Annotated in this window: 8 protein-coding genes and 1 pseudogene; all 9 read left to right on the forward strand. The window is 39.0% G+C overall.

Going from position 1 to position 5,738, the window contains the following annotated elements; translation table 11 throughout:
• Positions 1–270: SMI1/KNR4 family protein (locus SINDD18_RS02195; protein WP_193750821.1), on the forward strand; the 270-nt coding region annotated here is incomplete at its 5' end.
• A gap of 18 nt (positions 271–288) precedes the next feature.
• Positions 289–627 (forward strand): annotated as a pseudogene (locus SINDD18_RS02200) (DUF7716 domain-containing protein).
• A gap of 53 nt (positions 628–680) precedes the next feature.
• On the forward strand, positions 681–1,052 hold the full coding sequence (locus SINDD18_RS02205) for an Imm51 family immunity protein (protein ID WP_061862927.1): 372 nt from the start codon (positions 681–683) through the stop codon (positions 1,050–1,052).
• A gap of 51 nt (positions 1,053–1,103) precedes the next feature.
• Complete coding sequence (locus SINDD18_RS02210) at positions 1,104–1,709, forward strand: DUF6707 family protein (protein ID WP_061862928.1); 606 nt, start codon at positions 1,104–1,106, stop codon at positions 1,707–1,709.
• Between the two features lie 39 nt (positions 1,710–1,748).
• The gene (locus tag SINDD18_RS02215; RefSeq protein WP_061862929.1) at positions 1,749–2,228 is read left to right on the forward strand and encodes an NUDIX hydrolase; all 480 of its coding nucleotides are present in this window, start codon (positions 1,749–1,751) and stop codon (positions 2,226–2,228) included.
• Between the two features lie 7 nt (positions 2,229–2,235).
• Positions 2,236–2,964, forward strand: coding sequence for a GNAT family N-acetyltransferase (locus tag SINDD18_RS02220; protein WP_061862930.1), 729 nt, complete (start codon positions 2,236–2,238; stop codon positions 2,962–2,964).
• A gap of 41 nt (positions 2,965–3,005) precedes the next feature.
• A complete protein-coding gene (locus SINDD18_RS02225; protein ID WP_061862931.1) occupies positions 3,006–3,854 on the forward strand; it encodes a putative PEP-binding protein in 849 nt (282 codons plus the stop codon).
• Positions 3,851–4,291, forward strand: a complete 441-nt coding sequence (locus SINDD18_RS02230) for an ASCH domain-containing protein (protein ID WP_061862932.1) — start codon at positions 3,851–3,853, stop codon at positions 4,289–4,291. The genes SINDD18_RS02225 and SINDD18_RS02230 overlap by 4 nt, the downstream gene beginning before the upstream one ends.
• A 122-nt stretch (positions 4,292–4,413) precedes the next feature.
• A partial coding sequence (locus tag SINDD18_RS11175; protein ID WP_241497309.1) for a M1 family metallopeptidase occupies positions 4,414–5,738 on the forward strand: 1,325 nt, incomplete at its 3' end.

Here is a 5,738-nt window from a genome sequence, read left to right on the forward strand (position 1 = left end):
CCACATCATCTCTTTCCTTTTAATTCCTTTTATTCACTTGATGAGATGAGAAAGTCTCTGAATTGGTTTGACGATGAGGCTGTGCCTGCAGGATTTAAGGCAACAAACCTTCTTCATTTCGCCTATGATCCTGGATCTGGCAATTATGCTCTTTCACTAAGGGAAGAGGACTTTGGCAAGGTTTACTTCTATGTTTTGGAAGAAAAAGCTGAATTGTATGGTCAATGGCCATCTTTTGAGGATTTTTTGAATTCCTTTGTTGAAGAGTGAGACTAAAAAGGAGAAGGGATGCGGAAATTCCAAGAACTTTCACTAGATCAGATCATCGAACAGCTACGAGCGGATCAACTAACTTCAGATGATTTTTGCCTCTATGGCAAGGAGGATGGAGAAATAGCACTAGCTAGGTCCTATTGGGTATCAAATTATCCGGATGTCGTGGAAGACCATGATATTTACCCTGCTGATGTAGTGGAGCAAGATCTCCAGCTAGTCTACTATGGAGAGTAGTTGATTGATGTTCTTTCGGTTGCACTTGAAGAAAAACCAGAGGCTAGTCCCCAAGACTTGGTCGAGGCTTTGAAATATTACCATCAGCATGATAGTTTTATGAACTTTGAAAGCTAGTTACAAAGCTAGAATGTTGCAGTTCCATTGACAATAAAAAAAGGAGTTAAGAAATGATAGATTACGAAAACATAAATGAAAAAATTTCCCCTTTTAACTTGCTTGTTTATGATGAGGATCCTCAAAATGTTCGCGGGTCGTTTATTTATTACCCAGATGGAGAATACAGACAGGAAGTGTTTGATACTCGAGAAGAGGAGGGATTTGAAGGAAATGGCTACGATTGGGAATCGCTAGCTTTGGTATTTTTGGAGGAAAAAATGCCTGAATTAAGCGATGCTATTGACTTTGATCCTGAAGGAAGTATGTTTTGTGCCTATTCTTCCAAGGTGGACGCCTTGGCTAAATTCGCTTTAGGATTTAAAGAATTTTGTGATGATATCGAATCTATGAAAGACTTGTTCAGTAGAGCAGAGTTGGATTAGTTGACTAAAATCTCTTTAAATTATTTTAAAAAAGAATAGAAAGGATTTCAGATGAAGCTATCAGAAGTAGTTGAGCTAGTGGAAAATCATCCAGACCTACATCCCTATTTAGATAAAATATTAAAAAAGAATAAGAAGACCCAAGTTAGTTATCTCGAATCACTGAATCATCTGGCCTATTTACTTTATCTGGATGGTCAAGAGGAAATGGCTAAGGAATTATTAGATCGTATCATACAAGTTCCATTTGAAGGGAATTATAACACTTGGACCTTTGTTGATAGCTCTCTGGGTTTATTGGCCTATCTGGAAAGAGAAAAAGAAAATCAGGTATTCGTCTATAAAAAACTCCTTTTATCTCCATTAGAACAAGGGGAGAAATCAACTCAAAAAATAAGAAGGAGAGTTCATCAGAGATTTTTGAATGGTGATAGCTTGGAGCAAAAGCTCGCAAAAATCAAGCAAGCTTCAAGTCCTGAATCAGAAATGGAACGTCGTCTGCTATACCTGACTGATTTATTAAAAATTCACCTCTTTATTGCTGATTCAACTTGTGAAGAGACAGATATTCAGACAAAAATCGAAGAGAATATGGAGATACTAAAGAAGTATATCAAGGAGCATGAAATCTATAGCCTCTTTCCTTTTAAGGGATAAGGTAAGTTATTGATCTTGGATTGTTAGAAAGAGTGGAAAATGGAAATCAAAAATCACTTTGGTGTATACGGAATCTGTCTTCAAGACGGGAAATTGCTTTGCATTGAGAAAACGAGAGGGCCTTATCAGCATCGTTTTGATTTACCTGGTGGTAGTCAGGAACTCGGTGAGGGGTTGACAGAAACCCTCAAGAGAGAACTTCTGGAAGAGACGGGGTATACGCTTATCCGTTATTGCAATCCTAGGATTTATGATGTGCTGGTTCAAGAAGAGGGGCAAGACTTCGCCGTACATCATATCATGGCCTTTTATGATATCGTACTTGATTTAGAACGTTCTCAAAAATCCCTTCCTCATGAAGTTCTTGATGGAAGTAACGATTCAGCAAAGGCAATTTGGCTTCCTCTTGAGCAAATTACCGAAGAAAATTCCTCACCCTTAGTATTGAAGGTAAAGGCGGAGTTAGAAGGATTTCCAGAATTAGAACTGACAACCTACAGAGATTGGAAGGTAAAATAGAGGGAGAATGGAACTATTTAAAACATGGAAGAAATATATGGTTCTCTATGGTCTTAAATCTCAAATTGGAACTGTTTATCGAAACAGTGATAGGAAAACGAGCTTTTATGATATTTGGAATTTTCTATACCTAGCAGGGGAGTTGGATCCAAGATTTTGGGAAGACTTTGTTAGGCAATATGGTTTAGATTATAAGATTATTATTTCAGAAGACACTAAGTGGCAAGATTTTCTGCATCGGCAAGTGGGGTTAATTTCTTTTACTCGCTATTCTTTTAAGGATAAGGCAAATTTTCAAGTTGAATTTCTAAATGATCTAGTTACTCATTTAGAGGAAGGTTACAATATTGTACCTATTGACAATCGTATTTATAACTGCCTTTCTGAGGAAGAATGGTCACAAGATTTACAAGGGAATTTTGAGTCCTACCAAGATTTTGCTTTAAAAGGTGGATTTGGCTTTGTTATTCTTAAAAATAATGAAGTGATTGCTGGGATTTCCTCAGGGTTAGTTTACCACGGAGCAGTTGAAGTGGAAGTTGCAACTAGGCCAGACAAACAAGGAAATGGATTTGCTAAAAAGCTTGGTGCTGCAATGATTCTAGAGAGTTTAAATAGAGATATGTTTCCTCTTTGGGATGCTCATAACGAGGCTTCCAAAAAAGTAGCAGAATTTTTAGGATATGAGTTTGTTGAACCTTATGAAGCTTTTGAACTAGATGAAAGCGTCATATAATGATATCTGATATTGTATCTCTTAAGACGAGGTGAATTGACATGCAAAATCAACTGGCTCTTAGTGGCGAAAAAATTGTTGAAAAAGTTTATCCCCAGTTATTGCACCACGTCGGCTTGATTCGTGGGGAATACTTGTTGAGAGAGCTCAATCAAAACATCCTGTTACCAAGTTGTCAGCAATTTGTAAAAGATTATCTAGACACTATTTGCCATTTATACTCAGATGAAGAAGTCTGGTATCGCTTTTCAGAGTTAACAAATGCAGAAGCAAATAGTCTAGACGGGAGTAAAGAGTATTTTGACGAACGCCACCCCTTATTTGGATATAGAGGGACTAGGCGTTTATTGGCGTGTCCAGATGAATTTCAGGCTGAGGCACATGTCGTTACAGAAGTTTATCAAACCAATCCCAATCTGTCTGTTATTTTTCCTTTTGTGAATGATGCTGAACAGTTAAAACAAGCTATTAGAGTATTGCGTCAGTATAGTTTTACCGGGAAAGTCGGCACGATGATTGAATTACCATCAGCTTATTTCGACTTGGACAGGATACTGGAAACTGGTATTTCAAAGATTGTAGTTGGAATGAATGATTTAACTTCTTTTATTTTTGCGACTGAGAGAAACAGTCAATGGCATGATATGGAAAGTCCCATTATGTTAGAAATGCTGAGACAGATGCAGGATAAAGCAAGGATGAAAAAGATAGATTTCGCTGTAGCAGGCTATCTGAATCCTTCTTTCATACAAAAAATGAATCAGATGGGGATTGAGTGCATTATCCACTACAGTTCTATTCCAGAGATTTTTAATTTAGAGATTGACCATCCAGATCATCTCAAACGTGTAAAAGAAGAAAGTAAAAAAATACAAAGGAGCAACCCATGACACCTCAAGAAATGTGGAATGCCTATAAGAAAATCAACCCCTCTATCGGTGATGAGATAGATGCCTGGGCTTTTGGAGTAGAAGCCGATCTCTTGGCAGATTTGGTTTTAAAAGGTGAAAAGACGGCAACAGCCTCTGCCTACGACCTCTATGCAGTAGAGGACGAACCCCTTCCCCAAGAAGGGACCTTTGATGTTATTTTAGACAGTAAGGATCAAGCTATCTGCATTATTGAAATTACAAAGGTTTCTGTTCAGTCTTTCTATCAAGTGTCAGCCGATCATGCCTTTAAGGAAGGGGAAGGTGACAAATCTTTAGCCTATTGGCGTCAGGTTCATGAAGCCTTTTTCAAAGACTGGTTAGGAGAAGCAGGTCTGACTTTTACACCTGACAGCAAGGTTGTTTTGGAAGAATTTCGCAAGGTCTACCCTCTCTAGACTACTAGAAGGAAGAAAGTTTTGGAAATCACTGTCCAAAGCTTTTTTCTGACTTAAAATATGATAAAATAGGTATGTTTGAACTAGAACATTTGCTCAGAAATATAGAATAGGAGAAAATGATGCAAGCAGTAGAACATTATATCGAAACATTTATTCCTGAACATTATGATTTGTTTTTAGACTTGAGTCGTGAGACCAAGACTTTTTCAGGAAAAGTAACTATTACTGGTCAAGCTAAAAGTGACCGTATTTCCCTTCACCAAAAAGACCTAGAGATTGCTTCTGTTGAAGTAGCAGGTCAAGCTCGTCCATTTACAGTTGATAATGAAAACGAAGCTCTTCATATCGAACTTGAAGAAGCTGGTTCAGTTGAATTGGTTCTAGCATTTTCAGGTAAAATTACTGACAACATGACAGGAATCTACCCATCATACTATACAGTTGATGGTGTTAAGAAAGAAGTTTTGTCAACTCAGTTTGAAAGTCACTTTGCTCGTGAAGCCTTCCCATGTGTGGACGAACCAGAAGCCAAAGCAACCTTTGACCTAGCTCTTCGATTTGACCAAGCAGAAGGTGAACTTGCCTTGTCAAACATGCCGGAAATCGATGTTAAAAACCGTAAAGAGACTGGTATCTGGAAGTTTGAGACAACTCCGCGTATGTCTTCTTACTTGCTAGCTTTCGTTGCTGGTGATTTGCAAGGGGTAACTGCTAAAACTAAAAATGGTACTTTGGTAGGTGTATACTCAACCAAGGCGCATCCACTTTCAAACCTTGACTTCTCACTAGACATCGCAGTTCGCTCAATCGAGTTTTACGAAGATTACTACGGAGTCAAGTACCCAATTCCTCAATCTCTTCACATCGCCCTTCCTGACTTCTCAGCTGGTGCTATGGAAAACTGGGGTCTTGTGACTTATCGTGAAGTTTACTTGGTTGTGGATGAGAACTCTACTTTTGCAAGCCGTCAACAAGTAGCCCTCGTTATTGCCCATGAGCTTGCTCACCAATGGTTTGGTAACCTTGTGACTATGAAGTGGTGGGATGACCTCTGGCTCAATGAAAGTTTCGCGAACATGATGGAATACGTCTGTGTGGATGCCATCGAGCCAAGCTGGAATATCTTTGAAGATTTCCAAACAAGTGGAGTGCCAGCTGCTCTTAAACGTGATGCGACAGATGGCGTTCAATCTGTCCACGTTGAAGTTAGCCACCCAGATGAAATCAATACGCTCTTCGATGGTGCTATCGTTTATGCCAAAGGAAGCCGTCTCATGCACATGCTTCGCCGTTGGCTAGGAGATGCAGATTTTGCTAAAGGCTTGCACGCTTACTTCGAAAAACACCAATACGGAAATACCATTGGTCGTGACCTTTGGAATGCACTTGGACAAGCATCTGGTCGTGATGTAGCAGCCTTCATGGATTCTTGGTTGGAGCAACC

Origin of the sequence: Streptococcus infantis, from assembly GCF_001579645.1 — a bacterium.
In the GTDB taxonomy this organism is placed as follows: domain Bacteria; phylum Bacillota; class Bacilli; order Lactobacillales; family Streptococcaceae; genus Streptococcus; species Streptococcus infantis_E.

What these genes read in the sequence shown, in the direction of transcription:
- SINDD18_RS02205 (WP_061862927.1), top strand. Translation starts at nt 681, where the DNA reads ATGATAGATTACGAAAACATAAATGAAAAAATTTCCCCTTTTAACTTG.
- SINDD18_RS02210 (WP_061862928.1), top strand. Translation starts at nt 1,104, where the DNA reads ATGAAGCTATCAGAAGTAGTTGAGCTAGTGGAAAATCATCCAGACCTA.
- SINDD18_RS02215 (WP_061862929.1), top strand. Translation starts at nt 1,749, where the DNA reads ATGGAAATCAAAAATCACTTTGGTGTATACGGAATCTGTCTTCAAGAC.
- SINDD18_RS02220 (WP_061862930.1), top strand. Translation starts at nt 2,236, where the DNA reads ATGGAACTATTTAAAACATGGAAGAAATATATGGTTCTCTATGGTCTT.
- SINDD18_RS02225 (WP_061862931.1), top strand. Translation starts at nt 3,006, where the DNA reads ATGCAAAATCAACTGGCTCTTAGTGGCGAAAAAATTGTTGAAAAAGTT.
- SINDD18_RS02230 (WP_061862932.1), top strand. Translation starts at nt 3,851, where the DNA reads ATGACACCTCAAGAAATGTGGAATGCCTATAAGAAAATCAACCCCTCT.